This is a genomic window from Psychrobacter sp. TPE 89C (assembly GCF_055522395.1).
Genome location: NZ_JBVFXW010000091.1, coordinates 1 through 3,230, shown reverse-complemented (window position 1 = coordinate 3,230; position 3,230 = coordinate 1). Strand labels below are relative to the sequence as shown.

Below are 3,230 nucleotides of genomic sequence, written 5' to 3'. Positions count from 1 at the left end.
AAATGAAATTTTTTTTTAATAAATTAAGTGCAGCATCAATAACGTTACTTTTTTCTGTTAGCAGCTTTGCAACTGAAGTTTCACAAGACTCTTTTACGACACAAGGCAATGGTCTGCGTCAAATTGCGAGTGGTACAGTGAATGGTCAACCCATTGTTTATACATCTGAATTAGATGGTGCTGTAGCAAGTTATGGTCCAGATGGTAAAGAGCTGTGGCGAAGCGCAACTCAAGAGAAAGCAGTGCTTTTTGAGATAAATAGTGCGGATTTAAATAATGACAAATCTGATGAGCTAATAGCAGCAAGTGCTGATGGAAGCATTTATGCATGGGATACCACATCTAAAAACAATGTAGCTCCTCTTTGGAAGTTTACTCCACCTAAAAAAGTTCGTTTAAGTGAAGTGGCAGTAGCGCTTGTTGATGGTGAGAAGCGAATTTATGCAGGAGGAAATAACTCTGTTTTGTATGAATTAAATAGCAAAGGTGAACTTCTCAGCGAAACAAAATTAGAAGGCGTGGTTCGCAAAATAGAAACGGGTCATTTCCTATCTAGCGATAAAGACAGTTTATTTGTTTTCACTTTAGGGCATGATCAATATCGCTGGGAATTTATGGGCTTCATTGACCCTAAATCAAAGAATGTAATTAGTGAAGTCAGCACAGCAGATCAAAATGTTAAAGACATTTCTAAAAATATGATGATAACGGACATTGATGTTGCAGATCTAGATCAGGATGGTTTGGACGATTTATTACTTTTCGGTGATCATAAAAGTGGCCAAAAGTCGGCTGCATCATTTTTTGGTTACAATAGCAAATTTAAACAAATTGCAAACTTTGAAATACCCTCTGAACAGAGACAGCGTTATGCGCATGTGTATGGCACATCGCTACTACCTAAGTATAACGAAGTAGTACTTCAATTTGGAGGTCTTACTTATTTAGTCGATGCGAAAGGAAAGTTAATAAAGCAAGTTGGTGAAAAATACAAAGGCCTTATTTTTAATGATATAGAGTTATCAGCCACTCACGAAAAGCTGTTTGCGGCAGGCCAAGTTGGTGGTGGCAATACTATTTATAGTTTTGATTTAAATAATAAAGATTGGTTAGACATTCCTCATCAATTAACAGGTCGTTTAGCACAAGTTGAAAAAAATATTAATGATTTGTATGAACAAGCTTTAGCTTTTGAGATACCAAGTTACCAAAAGAAATCTGATAAACCTTGGGTAATGTTGACTGCCGCAGAACTAAATAGTGATGTGGCAAAACTTGATGGTGCAGATTTCCTTAGCGTAACCCAAGAACGATGGACTGAAAAATGGGATCGTACCCCATTAGTCGAAGAAATAGGCAAAATTGCGCTTAAACAAGATCGGCGAGAGAAATACAAAGATACGCGAGAACAGTTGATTGAAAAAGCGAAGGCATTTGAGACCAGAGGACAAAGTTTTGTTATTTGGTCTGGTCATGGTACAGACCCATTTGGAGTCAGTATTGATACAATGGAGGCTATATTAGAAGCGGCTCCGAATACCGCTCTTGGCTTTTTGTATGCTGAAATGCATGACCCGAAAGATCCAAGAGTACTCTATTTTATCTCAGAGTATATGCCACGTTTGGCCAAAGCGATGCGTAAGCAAGGTAAAGCAAAGTTATATTTTAGATATAAAGATGTTTTTTGGGCTACAACCTCTCAGCAGCAACCTTGGAAAGATATGTTTTTCTCTGGGAAGTATGCTGATATTTTAGTTCCATCTGCTGAAGATACGACATCACGTACGCAAGATATAAATTTTACCGGTAGAGTAGGCATGCTCTTAGGTGGCTATGTTAATGATTATGCAATGAGACTTGTGGATGATAACCCAACCAGTTGGCGCCCTCTCAGTCCCGGTGGACAGCGCAGTGTATCCCCTTATCTTAGATCTGCAGTGTTGAGAGCAGCGTACGGTTCAAGAATGGGCATTATTTTTGATAGCCGTTACACCGAGCAGCCAGGGCTAAATGTTCTATTTGCCTTAATGAAATCGGGTGTCTTACCCATTGTTGAAAAAGATGCAATGCAATCAATTGGTTCATGGATGCTAATAAAAGATGTAGATGCAGAATTAGCGCAGTCAATAACCAATCATCATGAAATGAATCACTATAGCGAAAATGACTCAAATGCTGTAATGAGTTTGGGACAAATTCAGTGGGCGGGCACTAACTTGCCGACATATGATTATTCTAGAGCGGCCTTAGGTATACCCTATAGATGGTTGAATTTCATTCCGCCGATGCCTAATGGTATGATCCCAATCGCCCCTATAGAATCAGCAGCGCAATTAAAAAAACAAGATATCCCTTATTTTGTATCAAATGGAAGAGTCGGTTTTAGTGATGATAAAGAGATAGCTGCAGAAGAGTTTTATCCAATGATGAAAAAATCTATTGATCTCGGAGCACAGGATTTACCTATACGTGTCGAAGGATCTGCTTGGTCTGTGGTTAAATTAGACGAGAAACATAGCCGTATTATTTTAGTAGATCAAGGCTATATTGACCCTCAAGATAGAGATGTAACTATACATTTTCATAAACAAGTTAAATGGGTAAAGGATATTTTATCTAAAGAAGATTTTCATATAATGGATAATAAAATGAAAGTTACTGTTCCAGCTGGGTCAGTTCGATTTTTTGATGTTGGTTACTAATTTAATAAACGTATTGAATGCCGCTATTCCCTATATTGACGCAGGGTATGCCTATGGCGAACCAATCAGGCGCTTTCGCTGGTTCGGTACCCTAGTTAGGACTCGAAGCTTAGGCTGTAGGCTAATGATATCGAGGTTTTGAATTACTGAGATAGCCACAGTGTACTTCATGGTGTACCTATCATACATATTCTGTCTATGGTCAGTGCGCTACATAGTAGCCATACTCAATATTTACTTTATATTGCGGTTACTTTAAATTCGTCACTGTAGTTTCTTACTTTCTTGGTCATGATAAACTCCGATTAATACGCTTAGTTTACCAAGTTTACTTGTACGGTTTCTTCAGCATAGCTCATAAGGATGTAAATGATGAGGAAAATATTTAGGAATAAGCTCGTCGTTTATTGTTTGATTGCACCAAGTATAGGAGGCTTTATTTTTATATTGTATATGTTGCTCACAATACAAATGAATAAAGATTTTTATATTCATAATGATTTATGGAGCGGTCTTTTATTTCCTTTA

At 37.7% G+C, this 3,230-nt stretch carries 1 protein-coding gene; it reads left to right on the top strand.

The window, feature by feature from the left end; translation table 11 throughout:
• The coding region (locus ACZW67_RS14175) for a hypothetical protein (protein WP_465183788.1) at positions 1–2,702 on the top strand (2,702 nt) is incomplete at its 5' end.
• Between the last annotated feature and the right edge of the window lie 528 nt (positions 2,703–3,230).